This window comes from Pantoea sp. Ap-967 (assembly GCF_011752565.1).
GTDB lineage: Bacteria > Pseudomonadota > Gammaproteobacteria > Pseudomonadales > Pseudomonadaceae > Aquipseudomonas.
Genome location: NZ_VWXK01000012.1, coordinates 26388 through 39962, shown reverse-complemented (window position 1 = coordinate 39962; position 13575 = coordinate 26388). Strand labels below are relative to the sequence as shown.

Genomic DNA, 13575 nt, shown 5'->3' with positions numbered 1-13575 from the left:
TTTCTGCTTGGAAATTTTATCCACAGCTTGACGAAACGCCCATCTTAGGTTTTGATTGCAATCATTATCTTTCGAATCGAAACTTAAACGCTCATGTCGAAACGAAATACCCCCCAACGCCGCCACAACATCCTCGCCCTGCTCAGCGAGCAAGGTGAAGTCAGTGTCGACGCCTTGGCCAAGCGTTTCGAAACCTCGGAAGTGACCATCCGCAAGGACCTCGCAGCACTTGAGGCCAATGGGCTGCTGCTGCGCCGCTATGGTGGCGCGGTGCCGGTGCCGCAGGAAATGCTGGGTGAAACCGTGCAGCCTGTGTCCGCCTACAAGAAGGCCATCGCCCGCGCCGCCGTGGCCCGCATCCGCGAGCATGCGCGGATCATCATCGACAGCGGCAGCACCACGGCGGCCATGATCCCCGAGCTGGGGCGCCAGCCAGGCCTGGTGGTGATGACCAACTCGTTGAATGTGGCCCGCGCCATCAGTGAACTGGAACACGAACCTGTGCTGCTGATGACCGGCGGCACCTGGGACCCGCACTCCGAGTCGTTCCAGGGCCAGGTCGCCGAGCAGGTACTACGCTCTTACGATTTCGACCAACTGTTCATCGGCGCCGATGGCATCGACCTGGGCCGTGGCACCACCACCTTCAATGAACTGCTGGGCCTGAGCCGAGTCATGGCCGAGGTGGCCAGGGAAGTGATCGTGATGGTCGAGTCCGACAAGGTGGGGCGCAAGATCCCCAACCTTGAGCTGCCCTGGGGCAGCGTGCACACCCTTATTACAGACGAGCGCCTGCCCGAAGCGGCACGCGAACAGATTCAAGCCCGCGGCATCAACCTGATCTGCGCCGCGATCAGCCAGGAGCAATAACCATGTGTGGAATCGTTGGTGCCGTAGCCGAGCGCAACATCACAGCCATTCTCATCGAAGGACTCAAGCGTCTTGAATACCGCGGGTACGACAGTGCCGGCCTGGCCGTCTACACCCAGCAGGGCGAGCTGCAACGCCGCCGCCGCATCGGCAAGGTCGCCGAGCTGGAAGCCGCCGTTGCCGCCGAGCCGCTGAACGGCCAGCTGGGCATCGCCCACACCCGCTGGGCCACCCACGGTGCCCCCACCGAAGGTAACGCCCACCCGCATTTCTCCGCCAACGAAGTGGCCGTGGTGCACAACGGCATCATCGAGAACCACGAAGAACTGCGTGAGGAGTTGAAGGGCCTGGGTTACGTGTTCGCGTCGCAGACCGACACCGAAGTCATCGTTCACCTGATCCACCACACCCTCAAGACCGTTGCCGACCTGGCCGATGCGCTGAAGGTCGCGGTCAAGCGCCTGCACGGTGCCTATGGCCTGGCACTGATCAGCGCCAAGCAACCGGACCGCCTGGTCGCGGCCCGCAGCGGCAGCCCACTGGTGATCGGCCTGGGCCATGGCGAGAACTTCCTGGCCTCCGACCAGCTGGCCCTGCGCCAGGTAACCGACCGCTTCATGTACCTGGAGGAGGGCGACATCGCTGAAATCCGCCGTGACCAGGTACAGATCTGGAACCAGGCCGGCCAGCCGGTGCAGCGTGAAGCCGTGCAGTACCACGAGGGCGCGGAAGCCGCCGACAAGGGCGCCTATCGCCACTTCATGCTCAAGGAAATCCACGAGCAGCCAACCGTGGTTCAGCGCACCCTGGAAGGCCGCCTGGGCAAGGACCACGTGCTGGTCCAGGCCTTCGGCCCGCAAGCTGCCGAGCTGTTCGCCAAGGTCCGCAACGTGCAGATCGTCGCCTGCGGCACCAGCTACCACGCCGGCATGGTTGCCCGTTACTGGCTGGAAAGCCTGGCCGGCATCCCGTGCCAGGTGGAAGTGGCCAGCGAATTCCGCTACCGCAAGGTTGTGGTGCAGCCTGACACCCTGTTCGTCTCGATTTCCCAGTCTGGCGAAACCGCCGACACCCTGGCGGCCCTGCGCAACGCCAAGGAGCTGGGCTTCCTCGGCAGCCTGGCTATCTGCAACGTGGGCATCAGCTCGCTGGTACGCGAGTCCGACCTGACCCTGCTGACCCTGGCCGGCCCGGAAATCGGCGTGGCCTCGACCAAGGCCTTCACCACCCAGTTGGTTTCGCTGATGTTGCTGACCCTGGCCCTGGGCCAGGTGCGCGGCAGCCTGGAAGCGGGCGTGGAAGCCTCGTTGGTGGAAGAGCTGCGCCGCCTGCCAACCCGCCTGGGCGAAGCGCTGGCGATGGACAGCACCGTGGAGAAGATCGCCGAGCTGTTCGCCGACAAGCACCACACCCTGTTCCTCGGCCGTGGCGCGCAGTACCCGGTGGCCATGGAAGGTGCGCTCAAGCTCAAGGAAATCTCCTACATCCACGCCGAGGCCTACCCGGCCGGTGAGCTCAAGCACGGCCCGCTGGCCCTGGTGGACAGCGACATGCCGGTGGTGACCGTGGCGCCGAACAACGAACTGCTGGAAAAGCTCAAGTCCAACCTGCAGGAAGTGCGTGCCCGTGGCGGTGAGCTGGTGGTGTTTGCCGACGAGCAGGCCGGCATGAGCAACGGCGAAGGCACTCACGTGATCAAGGTGCCGCACATTGCCGATGAGCTAGCGCCGATTCTCTACACCATCCCGCTGCAATTGCTGTCGTACTACGTGGCGGTGCTCAAGGGCACCGACGTCGACCAGCCGCGCAACCTGGCGAAGTCGGTGACGGTGGAGTAAGCACAGGCCTTGCCTGCGTGACCGTGGCCTCCTACGGGGGCCACGGTCTTCCCTCACACCTGCTCCGGCACCACCAGCCACTTCTTGAAACGTGCCGGCGAGCCCGCGTACAGCGCATTGGGCGGAACATCCTCGGTCACCACGCTGTTGGCGGCAACCACGCTATTGCGCCCGATACTCACACCCGGCAGCACCACACACCCGGCGCCGATCCAGGCGTTGTCGCTTACCGTGATCGGTGCAGTGAAATCGTTGCTCTTGCGCCGCTCTGGGTGAACATCGTGGCTGGTGGTGCACAAGCGCACCTGCGGGCCAAGCATGGCGTAGCGGCCGATGCGAATGGGTGCCTCGTCCAGGAACACGCAGCCGCTGTTGATGAAGGCGCCTTCGCCCAGCTCCAGATTGCCCTGTTCGAAGTAGAACGGCGGACGAATGACCACCTTGCCTTCGGTACTGATGCCCACCTTGGCCATCAGGCGGTTGGACACCTTCTTGCCCAGGTCGTGTGTGTCGAGCAGGCGAATGTACTGGCGAGGGGTGAGGGTACGTTTGAGCTTGGCGATGAATAGCAGCACGCGAAGGTTCCGGGCCTGAAACTGTGAGTGTGAACAAAGGTTATCGGTAGCACTTCGCTTGGCTGAAGAGGGCAATTCCGACACAACCTTGCACTGTGGTGTAGGAGCGAGCGCAGCTCGCGATGGGCTGCAAAGCAGCCCCGGCGTTATTTAGCCGCGAAGCTGAGGCCCTGGGGCCGCTGCGCGCCCCATCGCGAGCTACGCTCGCTCCTACCGGTGCCCCACCGCTGCCCTGGCGGCGGGCGTTATCAGTACCGCTGAACCCAGCCGACGGAGCGCAGCGGCGCATTGGATGAACCTGCCCTATAGTCAGGTGCGCGGCGCAGGCAGTGCCGTGACAGTCGATGACAGGGAGGTCGGTTCATGGCCAGCACTCATCGCTCCAGGCTCTTTCATGCGTGGCTGCGCGACATCGGCAACGACCCGCTCAAGTGCGCACTGTGGGGGGCCAGCGCCCTTGCCATTGCCTTCATGGCACTGCAGGACAACCTGCACGGTGATCTTCAATCGTTCTGCATCACCGCCTCGGCATCGCTGCTGGCCGAAGGCTGGGCGTTGCTGCGGCTGTACTACGCGAGCATGGACCTTGGCGGCTTCATTGCCGCGGTGGGCCTGATGTTGATCGCGATGATGTCACCGGCGCTGTACCGGCCTTTGCTCGGCCTGTGGGCGCAGGGCCGCGGGCCGGCAACCGTGGCGTTCTTGCTCGGCTACTTCTGGGTGTGGCTGCTGGGCTGTGCGCTGCTGCTGATGGTGGCCCTGTTGCTGGTGTCATTCAGCGGGTCGGAACTGGCGGCCGGGTTGTTGGCGCTGCTGGCGGGAGGGGTGTGGCAGTTCAGCGCCTTGCGTGCCCGAAGCCTTGACCACTGCCATCTGCAACCTGGCGCGAAACGCTCGAGCCTGCTGGGGCCGGCTCAGGCAGGCGGGCTGGGCGTGATGCACGGGCTGTGGTGCTGCGCCACCTGCTGGCCGTTGATGTTGATCGCGTTTTGCCTGCCAGCGGTGCACGTGCCCTTGATGCTGGCCGGTGCCGTCATCATTGCCCACGAGCGCAGCCAGCACCTGCACGCCTGAGCGCGGCGGCAAAGCCGCCGCGCTGGCGCTGGGTCAGAAGGTTTCCAGCTTGAACGGCACCTCGGTTGGCGCGGCAGTGGCGGCCGCGGCATTACCGCTGGCCAGCAGGCCCGCGCCGCTGGGGCGCTTGAGCACCGTGTCGCGGGTCTGCACCTCCACCTCGATGCCGCTTTCATCGATTGCCGTGTTGTTGGCGTTCAGCGGCAGCTTGAAGGTGGCGGTGGCTTCCAGGTGAGTCTGGCAGTTCATGCAACCTTCGACGTGCCAACGGCTGAGGATCGGCCGGGTGCCCAGGTACTCGCGCTTGCCGTCGACCGTGGCATAGGCGCTGATCAGGAACGAGCCACGGATCTTGCCCCGGTTGATGCGGCTGACCCGCAGCGTCTTGCCTTCAGGCTGCACCGCACCGGCCATGAACAGTGCCTGCTTGGTGCGTTGGGCGTAGGCGTCCAGCGAGCCCTTGCCGTAGACGTAGCCGAGCTGCTTCTCGATGTTGATGCAATCGGCCGTGGTGAACGGTTTGCCATCAGCCTTGACGAAGGGGTCGAGGGTGGTTTGCAGGCCGAGGATGGCGTTCGGGTCCAGGCCTGCTGCGCCCGCGGGCGGTTGCACGCCATCAGGCTTGTAGTAGCTGGCGCCGGGGTCCTTGGCGTCGATGCTGAACTCATCGGTAGCGCCTTGCCGGCGTTGCCAGGTCCAGAACACGTAGTCGATGAAGCAGTGGTGGAAGAAGAAGATCGGGTCCAGGCCAGCGGTTTCGTTCTCGCCCATGTCGCCATTGGCCCCAGGGATCGCCGAGCTGTCGCCTTGGCCTGGGTAGTCGAAACCGCCCACGGCCAGGTGCATGAAGTTGTGCGGCTCCTCCAGTGACACGTAGTGGGTGCCAGCGGGGGCGCTGGCATTGCTGGCGGCGGTGGAGGTGGTGTTGGAGAACAGGGTGTAGGTGGGCGCATCCAGGCAGCTTTCGAAGCGGCTGAACACTTCACCGCGCCATTTGCCGCCGATCTTGATCTTGCCGCTGAGCCAGGTGCTGATGTTGTCGTTCAGGTACTTCACGTTCTGCACGTGGTTGGGGAACCGGCTGTTGTGCAGCTTGGTGGCGATGCGGTCGGCTTCGGTGCCCACCAGGCCGGACAACGGGTAGCGCACCGTTTCGTAGCCTTCGGGCTTGCTGTAGATGATCGGCGTGCCCTTCACCTCGTCGACGATGGCCTTGGGGAACACGAACGAGCGCAGGGGGTTCTCGATCCGCTTGCCATCGAGCACGAAGAACTCCTGGGTCAGTGCCGAGGGCAGGCCTTTTTCCCGTGACTCGTCGCTGCATTCATCCCAGAACGGCAGGGTGACGTCCTGGCACCCGGGGATGCTGCGCAGGGCCTCTTCCAGGCGCCACAGGTAGGCGCGGTGCCAGCTGGGGAACAGCACCGTGCCGTGCTGGCAGTAGCCGCCCCACCAGTTGGGGTCGGTCTTGCCCTGGTCACGGAATGGCTCACCGTGCAGGCCGCCGAGGGTGAAGAAGGAGTTGGGGTCGTTTGCGGGCAATTCCTTGATGCCTTTCCAGGCACGAACCAGGTTTTCCAGCTCGGTTTTGTTGCCCTGATCGTAGTCGTGCTGGATATCGCTGAGTGAACGGCGGACACGCGGGGTGGATGACATGGTGAACCTCCTTGTTGCCGATGGCCCCCATTATTCGGGGGTATTTACTGCTCCATGCGACAGCATATCCGGCCTTTGCCAAAGCGCCTGGCCAGACGCCAAACGGTCGCTTCGCTTGTTGATTGATCGCGCCTGCGCATCAATTAATGAAAAATGAACGATTATCTCCAGCGCCCGTTTCACCCATCATTCCGGAAATAAGCACTTACAATTATTAAGAAACGCTGGAGATCCACCATGAGTCTGCCGTCACGCTCGGCCTCCGAGGGCAAGTCCAAGGCCAGTATGGTCTTCCGGGTCACGTCCGGGAATTTCCTCGAACAGTTCGACTTCTTCCTGTTCGGCTTCTATGCCACGCACATTGCGGCGGCGTTCTTCCCCGCCTCCAATGAATTCGCCTCGTTGATGATGACCTTCGCCGTGTTCGGCGCAGGCTTCCTCATGCGCCCGCTGGGTGCGGTGATCCTGGGTGCGTACATTGACGATGTGGGCCGGCGCAAAGGGCTTATCGTCACCCTGGGGATCATGGCCAGCGGCACCTTGCTGATCGTGCTGGTGCCCGGCTACGCGAGCATCGGCTTGCTGGCGCCGGCACTGGTACTGATCGGGCGCCTGCTGCAGGGCTTCTCGGCCGGTGCCGAGTTGGGCGGGGTGTCGGTGTACCTGGCCGAGATGGCCACACCCGGGCACAAGGGTTTCTACGCCAGCTGGCAGTCTGCGAGCCAGCAGGTGGCGATCGTGGTTGCCGCCGCGCTGGGCTTTGCCCTGAACGAGTGGCTGTCGCCTGCCGACATCTCCCAGTGGGGCTGGCGCGTGCCGTTCGCTGTGGGCTGCATGATTATCCCGGTGATCTTCCTGCTGCGCCGTAACCTGCAAGAAACCGAAGAGTTCGCGGCTCGCGAGCACCGCCCAACCATGAAACAGGTAATGGCTACGTTGTTGGCCAACGCCGGGGTTGTGCTGTTTGGCATGCTGATGGTCGCCATGACCACCACGGCGTTCTACATGATTACCGTATACGCCCCGACCTTCGGCAAGACCGTGCTGCAACTGAGCACAGGCGATGCGCTGCTGGTGACCTTGCTGGTGGCGGTGTCGAACTTCATCTGGCTGCCCATCGGCGGCACCCTCAGTGACCGTTTCGGGCGCAAGCCGCTGTTGCTCGCCATGTCGCTGATGACCTTGATCACCGCCTACCCGGCACTGACCTACCTGGCCCAGTCGCCGAGCTTTGGCCACATGCTTGAAGTGCTGCTGTGGTTCTCGTTCCTGTATGGCATGTACAACGGTGCGATGATTCCGGCGTTGACTGAAATCATGCCGGTGGAAGTGCGGGTGGCGGGCTTCTCGCTGGCCTACAGCCTGGCCACCGCGCTGTTTGGCGGGTTCACCCCAGCCATCTCGACCTGGATGATCCATGAAACCGGCGACAAGGCTGCACCGGCCTACTGGCTGATGGTTGCCGCGCTGTGCGCATTCGTCGCGACCTGGTTGCTCTACCGCCGCCTGGCTAATCGCGTACCGGTGACCGTATGAAGGCCGCGTTCAAAACGGTACTGGCAGCCGCCCTGGTTGCCAGCTGCAGCCTCGCTGCCCAGGCGGCGGAGTTGACGGTAATGACCTCCGGCGGCTTCACTGCCGCCTACAAGCAGCTCGGCCCCCAGTACGCCACGCAAAGCGGTGACACCCTGGTGACGGTACTCGGCCCTTCCATGGGCAAGGCTCCGGAGGCCATCCCCAATCGCCTGGCGCGCGGTGAGCATGCTGATGTGGTGATCATGGTCGGCTACGCGCTGGATGAGCTGATCCGCCAAGGCAAGGTCGACCCGGCTTCGCGGGTAGAGCTGGCGGACTCGCGCATTGGCATGGTGGTGAAGGCAGGGCAGGCCAAGCCTGCGATCGGCACCGCCGCCGAGCTCAAGCAAGCTCTGCTGGCGGCGCGGTCGGTAGCCTACTCGGACAGCGCCAGCGGCGTGTACATCGAGAAGCAGCTGTATAAAAAGCTGGGTATCGAAGACCAGTTGGTTGGCAAGAGCACCATGATTGAGCGTATCCCGGTGGCCTCGCAGGTTGCCCAGGGCACCTACCAGCTTGGCTTCCAGCAGGTGGCCGAACTGCTGCCAGTGCCAGGCGTGACCTACGTTGGCAAGATTCCGGAAAGCTTGCAGTCGGTGACCCGCTTCGCCGCCGGTGTGCCGAAAAACGCCGAGCATCCGGCTGAAGCGAAGCAGTTGCTGCAGTACCTTTCCTCGCCCGGCGTACAACCTGCGGTACGCGCCACTGGCCTGGATTCAGTCGCCCGGTAGCACCCCGGGCAGTTCGCGAATCAGCCGTTCCATCTCAAGTGCCGCTGGGGTCAGCGTGCGGCCGCGGCGCTTGAGCAGGCCCATCTTGCGCGTGACCTCCGGCTCGACCAGGGCAATGCTGGCGAGTATCGGGTGCGGCGTCATCGGCAAGGCGATCGAGGGCACCGCGGCAATGCCCAAGCCCGCTTCGATCAGGCCCAGCAGCGTGGTGACGTGGCGGGCCTGGCACACGCTTTCCTTCTCTATCTTCATGCCACTCAAGGCCCTGTCCAGCACCAGGCGGTTGCCCGAGGACTTGCCCAGGGTGATGTAGTCGTGCGTGTAGGCTTGCGCCCAGGTCACCTGTTCATACTCGGCCAGCGGATGGTCCCGCCGGCAGGCGATCACGTAGCGCTCTTCCAGCAGCACGCTGAAGTCGATTTCCGGGGCAAGGTTGCCGGTGAAGCTCAGGCCAAAATCGGCCTCGCCGGATGCCACGGCGGCGCTCACTTCGTTGGCGGAAGCGTCGTACAGGTTGATGCGCACCTTTGGGTACTGCGCATGGAAGGCGCGAATCGCGTGGGGCATGAAGTAGTAGGCGGCAGAGGGTACGCAGGCGATGGTCAGGTTGCCGGTGCGCAGCGAGCCACCGTCGCCGACGCTGAGCAAGGCCAGGTCGAGGTCATCGAGCAGGCGCTCCACCTGGGGCAGGAAGGCGCGCCCCACGTTGGTCAGCGACACCTTGCGCGTGGTGCGTTCGAGCAGCTTCACGCCCAGCGCCGACTCGAGCTTTTCGATGCGCCGGCTCAGGGCCGACTGGGTGATGCGGATGGTGTCGGCAGCGCGGCGGAAGTTGCCTTGCTCGACAACGGCGCGAAAAGCCTGCAGGTCGTTCAGGTCGAAGTTGATGCTCACCCGGTGGGCTCCGCTGGTTTGATCGAAAGCATGCATCAATGGTATTTCGAAAAAACCGGCGGAGCCAGCAGGGTCAGATCTGCATGGCCATCCCGTGCACGTTCATGGCTGCCTGGCGCAGGGCCTCGGAGCGGGTCGGGTGCGGGTGGCAGATCAGCGCGATGTCTTCGGCCGAGGCGGCGAACTCCATGGCCACGCAGAACTCACCGATCATCTCGCTGACGCTTGGGCCAACCAGGTGCACGCCCAGCACTTCGTCGGTATCGGCGTCGGCGATGACTTTGGCGAAGCCTTCGGTTTCGTGGTTGATCTTGGCCCGGCTGTTGGCGGTGAAGGGGAACTTGCCGACCTTGTAGGCTCGGCCTTCGGCCTTGAGCTGTTCCTCGGTCTTGCCGACGGTGGCCAGTTCGGGGCGGGTGTAGATCACCCCTGGGATCAGGTTGTAGTTGACCTCGTGGGGCTTGCCGGCGATGCGTTCGATGCATGCCACTGCCTCGTCTTCGGCCTTGTGCGCCAGCATCGGGCCGGAGGTGACATCACCGATGACCCAGATGCCCGGCACCGACGTGCGATGCTGCTGGTTGCTGAGCATGCCGCGCTTGTCGGTTTCAAGGCCCACGCTTTCCAGGTTCAGGCCCTGGGTATAAGGGCGTCGGCCAATGGCAACCAGCACGTAGTCGGCCTGCAGGGTTTCGGCGGCGCCGCCTGCTGCAGGTTCGAGGGTCAGGCTGACGCCATCGGCCGATGGGCTGGCCTGGGTCACCTTGCTGCCGAGCTTGAAGGCCATGCCTTGCTTGGCCAGGGCCTTCTGCAGGGTCTTGGCGGTTTCCTCGTCGGTGCCGGGGCAGATCCGGTCGAGGTACTCGATGACCGTGACCTGGGCACCCAGGCGGCGCCACACCGACCCCAGCTCCAGGCCGATGACGCCAGCACCGATCACCACCAGGTGCTTGGGCACCTGGGGCAGGGCGAGGGCACCGGTGGAATCGATGATGCGCTGGTTGTCAATGGTGACACCGGGCAGGGGGGTGGGCTCGGAGCCGGTGGCAATGACGATGTCCTTGGCCTGCAGCGGCGTTTCACTGCCGTCCTCGGCTTTGACGATGACCTTGCCGACGCCATCCAGGCGGCCCCAGCCTTTGATCCAGTCGACCTTGTTCTTGCGGAACAGGTATTCGATGCCTTTGGTCAGGCCGGTTACGCTCTCGTCCTTCTGCTTCATCATCTGGGCGAGGTTGAGGGTTGGCTTGACTTCGATGCCCAGGTGGGCGAACTCGCTGCCGCTGGCAGCTTCGTAGAGTTCGGAGGCGTGCAGCAGGGCCTTGGACGGCATGCAGCCGACGTTCAGGCATGTGCCGCCCAGGGTCGAACGGCCTTCCACACAAGCGACGCTCAGGCCCAGCTGACCGGCGCGGATCGCCGCATTGTAGCCGCCAGGGCCACCGCCGATGATCACCACGTCATAGGATTTCATGGGTGTTGTACTCCAGATGAAGAAGCGCGAGAGGGGCACAAGGTTAAGCTGAGACGGCCTGATTGTATACAATCCGTTGTTCTGCTCAGATCAGTTGGTTCTAGACCTTGGTCGCGTTTAGAGGAAACATCCCACGAATGAACTACTCTGTTCCGGCGACGTTCGAAATATCAGGCGTCGTCGTCATATAAGGAAAGGAGGGGTGTTCATGCTTGCACAACTTCCACCGGCACTGCAGAGCTTGCACCTGCCGCTGCGGTTCAAACTGTGGGACGGCAACCAGTTCGATCTAGGCCCAAGCCCGCAGGTCACCATCCTGGTCAAGGACCCGCAGCTGATTACCCAGCTGACCCACCCGAGCATGGACCAGCTGGGTAGCGCATTCGTGGAGGGCAAGCTGGAGCTTGAAGGCGACATTGGCGAAGCGATCCGCGTGTGCGACGAGCTGAGCGAGGCGCTGCTGGCCGGCTACGTTGATGCCGTGCCGTTGCGCGTGGCACACGACAAAAGCACCGACGCCGAATCCATTTCCTACCACTACGATGTTTCCAATGCGTTCTACCAACTGTGGCTGGACCAGGACATGGCCTATTCCTGCGCCTACTTCCGCGAGCCGGACAACACCCTGGATCAGGCCCAGCAGGACAAGTTCGACCACCTGTGCCGCAAGCTGCGCCTGGATGCCGACGACTACCTGCTGGACGTGGGCTGTGGCTGGGGCGGCTTGTCCCGTTTCGCCGCTCGCGAATACGGCGCCAAGGTGTTCGGTATCACCCTGAGCAAGGAGCAGTTGAAGCTTGGGCGCCAGCGGGTCAAGGCAGAGGGGCTGGCCGACCGGGTCGACCTGCAGATTCTCGATTACCGTGACCTGCCCCAGGATGGCCGCTTCGACAAGGTGGTCAGCGTGGGCATGTTCGAGCATGTCGGCCATGCCAACCTGCCGTTGTATTGCCAGAAGTTGTTTGGCGCCGTGCGTGAGGGGGGCTTGGTGATGAACCATGGCATCACTGCCAAGCACACCGACGGCCGCCCGGTCGGGCGGGGGGCAGGGGACTTCATCGACCGTTATGTGTTCCCCAACGGGGAGCTGCCGCACCTGTCGATGATCAGCGCGAGCATCTGTGAAGCCGGGCTGGAGGTGGTGGACGTGGAGAGCCTGCGCCTGCACTACGCCAAAACCCTGCACCACTGGAGCGAGAACCTGGAGAACCAATTGCATAAGGCGGCGGCGCTGGTGCCGGAAAAAACCTTGCGCATCTGGCGCCTGTACCTGGCAGGTTGTGCCTATGCGTTCCAGAAGGGCTGGATCAACCTGCACCAGATCCTGGCGGTGAAACCCTATGCCGATGGGCACCATGACTTGCCGTGGACACGGGAAGATATCTACCGTTGAATAAAGAAGGGGCCGCACTTGCGGCCCCTTCTTCATTTACAGGATGGGGGAGATCAGGCGCGCAATGCGCATCCCCAGTTGTTGAATGCGATGGGTGTCGCGGCTGTCTTCTGCCGTGATCTCCCGGGCCTGTTCGAAGTCTTCCAGCAACATGGCCTCGACCTGGTCGGCAAACAGCTTGTCGACGGTCAGCAGGGTGATTTCGAAGTTCAGGCGGAACGAGCGGTTGTCCAGGTTGGCACTGCCGATGGCGCTGACCTCGTCATCCACCAGCACCACTTTCTGGTGCAGGAACCCAGGCTGGTAGCGGAACATCCTCACCCCCGCACGCACTGCCTCGAAGGCGAACAGGCTGGAGGCCGCATAGACGATCCTGTGGTCCGGGCGGGACGGGATCAGCACCCGCACATCCACCCCGCGCAATACGGCCAGGCGCAGGGCCGCGAAGATGGCCTCATCGGGAATGAAGTACGGGCTGGTGATCCAGACGCGATGGTTGGCTGAGTGGATGGCTTCCAGGAAGAACAGCGAGCAGGTTTCCTGTGGGTCGGCCGGGCCGCTTGCCAAGGCTTGGCAGAGCACCCCGTCGTCGGCATAGGTGTCCGGCAGAATCAGCGGCGGCAGTTGGCGTGTGGCCCAGTACCAGTCTTCGGCGAACGACTCCTGCAGGCAAGCCAGTACCGGGCCGCCAATCTGCACATGGGTATCGCGCCAGGGGGCCAGGGGCGGGCGCTGGCCAAGGTATTCGTCGCCCACATTGTGCCCACCAATGAAGCCCACCAGGCCGTCGACCACGACGATCTTGCGGTGGTTGCGGAAGTTGACCTGGAAGCGGTTGAACCAGCCGCGGCGAGTGGCGAAGGCATGAACCTGCACGCCACCGTCGCGCAACGCCTGGCTGTAGCTGGCGGGCAAGGCATGGCTGCCAACCCGGTCATACAGCACGAACACCTTCACACCCTCGGCTGCTTTGCGCAGCAGCAACTGCTGCAATGCCTTGCCTAGGGTGTCGTCATGAATGATGAAAAACTGCACCAGCACCGCTTCGCGCGCCTGCTCGATTGCGGCGAAAATCGCATCGAAGGTGGCCTTGCCGTTAACCAGCAGCTTCACTTGGTTGTTGGCCAGGCAGGGCATGCGGCTGAGCTTGGGCATGGCGCGCAGGGCCACATAGCTTTGTGATTGGCGCGCAGCCAGCGCTTCCTCCACCCAGGGCCGCCAGTTGAGGTTGGCCATGGCCACGTGCATTTCCTGGTTGGCCTGGCGACGCGCCTGGATATAGGCGTAGAACGAGCGAGCGCCGAAGATCAGGTAGGGAATCAGGGTGAAGTACGGAATGAAAAACAGCGACATGGCCCAGGCGATTGCGCCCTGGGCGGTGCGCACGGTGAACACCGCATGCAGCGCAGCGATGATGCCAAGCAAGTGAATGAAGCCGAGCACGTAGCCGAAGAAGTAGGGGCTGTGGTAATCCATACGCATCCTGCTTGCCGAG

Annotated in this window: 11 protein-coding genes; 6 read left to right on the top strand and 5 right to left on the bottom strand. The window is 63.3% G+C overall.

Features of this window, described 5'->3' with window-relative positions; genetic code table 11:
* Nucleotides 1-93 precede the first annotated feature (93 nt).
* The gene (locus tag F3J45_RS14600) at nt 94-870 is read left to right on the top strand and encodes a DeoR/GlpR family DNA-binding transcription regulator (protein WP_167063646.1); all 777 of its coding nucleotides are present in this window, start codon (nt 94-96) and stop codon (nt 868-870) included.
* Between the two features lie 2 nt (nt 871-872).
* The gene (gene glmS / locus F3J45_RS14595; RefSeq protein WP_167063643.1) at nt 873-2708 is read left to right on the top strand and encodes a glutamine--fructose-6-phosphate transaminase (isomerizing); all 1836 of its coding nucleotides are present in this window, start codon (nt 873-875) and stop codon (nt 2706-2708) included.
* A 53-nt stretch (nt 2709-2761) separates the two neighbouring features.
* Here the strand turns inward: glmS and F3J45_RS14590 are convergent, their stop codons facing one another.
* A complete protein-coding gene (locus tag F3J45_RS14590) occupies nt 2762-3283 on the bottom strand; it encodes a DapH/DapD/GlmU-related protein (RefSeq protein WP_205300523.1) in 522 nt (173 codons plus the stop codon).
* 363 nt (nt 3284-3646) lie between these two features.
* On the opposite strand from F3J45_RS14590, the gene F3J45_RS14585 reads away from it, so the two are divergent.
* A complete protein-coding gene (locus F3J45_RS14585; protein WP_167063640.1) occupies nt 3647-4357 on the top strand; it encodes a DUF2182 domain-containing protein in 711 nt (236 codons plus the stop codon).
* A gap of 33 nt (nt 4358-4390) precedes the next feature.
* Here F3J45_RS14585 and F3J45_RS14580 read toward each other — a convergent pair whose 3' ends face one another.
* A complete protein-coding gene (locus F3J45_RS14580; RefSeq protein WP_167063637.1) occupies nt 4391-6013 on the bottom strand; it encodes a tyrosinase family protein in 1623 nt (540 codons plus the stop codon).
* Nucleotides 6014-6250: 237 nt separating this feature from the next.
* Between F3J45_RS14580 and F3J45_RS14575 the strand changes: the two genes are divergently transcribed.
* Entirely contained in the window at nt 6251-7549 is a 1299-nt protein-coding gene (locus F3J45_RS14575) for an MFS transporter (protein ID WP_167063634.1), read from the top strand.
* Nucleotides 7546-8319, top strand: a complete 774-nt coding sequence (locus F3J45_RS14570; RefSeq protein ID WP_167063631.1) for a substrate-binding domain-containing protein — start codon at nt 7546-7548, stop codon at nt 8317-8319. The genes F3J45_RS14575 and F3J45_RS14570 overlap by 4 nt, the downstream gene beginning before the upstream one ends.
* On the opposite strand, the gene F3J45_RS14565 is transcribed toward F3J45_RS14570, so the two are convergent.
* Nucleotides 8305-9213, bottom strand: coding sequence for a LysR family transcriptional regulator (locus F3J45_RS14565; protein ID WP_167063628.1), 909 nt, complete (start codon nt 9211-9213; stop codon nt 8305-8307). The two genes, F3J45_RS14570 and F3J45_RS14565, sit on opposite strands and share 15 nt — an antisense overlap.
* 73 nt (nt 9214-9286) lie before the next feature.
* Nucleotides 9287-10687 (bottom strand): dihydrolipoyl dehydrogenase, encoded by a 1401-nt coding sequence (gene lpdA / locus F3J45_RS14560; RefSeq protein ID WP_167063625.1) that lies wholly within the window; start codon nt 10685-10687, stop codon nt 9287-9289.
* Between the two features lie 208 nt (nt 10688-10895).
* On the opposite strand from lpdA, the gene cfaB reads away from it, so the two are divergent.
* The gene (cfaB, locus tag F3J45_RS14555) at nt 10896-12080 is read left to right on the top strand and encodes a C17 cyclopropane fatty acid synthase CfaB (protein WP_167063622.1); all 1185 of its coding nucleotides are present in this window, start codon (nt 10896-10898) and stop codon (nt 12078-12080) included.
* A 36-nt stretch (nt 12081-12116) separates the two neighbouring features.
* On the opposite strand, the gene cls is transcribed toward cfaB, so the two are convergent.
* Entirely contained in the window at nt 12117-13556 is a 1440-nt protein-coding gene (cls, locus tag F3J45_RS14550) for a cardiolipin synthase (protein WP_167063619.1), read from the bottom strand.
* Between the last annotated feature and the right edge of the window lie 19 nt (nt 13557-13575).

Bases quoted from the DNA above. Each gene is read 5' to 3' on its own strand.
- F3J45_RS14600 (WP_167063646.1), top strand. From the start codon at position 94: ATGTCGAAACGAAATACCCCCCAACGCCGCCACAACATCCTCGCCCTG.
- glmS (WP_167063643.1), top strand. From the start codon at position 873: ATGTGTGGAATCGTTGGTGCCGTAGCCGAGCGCAACATCACAGCCATT.
- F3J45_RS14585 (WP_167063640.1), top strand. From the start codon at position 3,647: ATGGCCAGCACTCATCGCTCCAGGCTCTTTCATGCGTGGCTGCGCGAC.
- F3J45_RS14580 (WP_167063637.1), bottom strand. From the start codon at position 6,013: ATGTCATCCACCCCGCGTGTCCGCCGTTCACTCAGCGATATCCAGCAC.
- F3J45_RS14575 (WP_167063634.1), top strand. From the start codon at position 6,251: ATGAGTCTGCCGTCACGCTCGGCCTCCGAGGGCAAGTCCAAGGCCAGT.
- F3J45_RS14570 (WP_167063631.1), top strand. From the start codon at position 7,546: ATGAAGGCCGCGTTCAAAACGGTACTGGCAGCCGCCCTGGTTGCCAGC.
- lpdA (WP_167063625.1), bottom strand. From the start codon at position 10,687: ATGAAATCCTATGACGTGGTGATCATCGGCGGTGGCCCTGGCGGCTAC.
- cfaB (WP_167063622.1), top strand. From the start codon at position 10,896: ATGCTTGCACAACTTCCACCGGCACTGCAGAGCTTGCACCTGCCGCTG.
- cls (WP_167063619.1), bottom strand. From the start codon at position 13,556: ATGGATTACCACAGCCCCTACTTCTTCGGCTACGTGCTCGGCTTCATT.